General features: G+C 51.1%; 1 protein-coding gene. It reads right to left on the reverse strand.

Annotated elements, in window-relative coordinates; all coding sequences use genetic code 11:
- A partial coding sequence (locus ACYVGZ_RS08085) for a tandem-95 repeat protein (protein WP_460753761.1) occupies positions 1-503 on the reverse strand: 503 nt, incomplete at both ends.

Here is a 503-nt window from a genome sequence, read left to right on the forward strand (position 1 = left end):
CGGCCAAAACGTTTAGCGTGATACTGGTATCTTCGTTACCCGAACCTGTTGTGTCGTTGGCCACAGGATTGTCGTTCACCGCATTCACGGTAACTGTGACAGTGGCGGTATCACTGCCGCCATTGCTGTCTGTGATGGTGTAGCCAATTTCCGCAGTGCCGTTAAAGTTCAGTGCAGGTACATAGACGATTTCGTTGTTGACAATGGACACCGTGCCTTGCCCTGAAATCACTGTTGGGCTGGACACAGTAAAGGTGTCGCCCACATCCACATCCGATACATCGGCTAAAACATTCAAGGTAATGCTGGTATCTTCGTTACCTGTACCTGTAGTGTCGTCAGCCACGGGGTTATCGTTCACCGCATTCACGGTGACGGTGACAGTGGCGGTATCACTGCCGCCATTGCCATCTAACACGGTATAACCGATTTCAGCGGTGCCGTTAAAGTTCAGTGCAGGTACATAGACGATTTCGTTGTTGACGATGGACACCGTGCCTTGC

The organism is Marinomonas epiphytica (assembly GCF_054780655.1).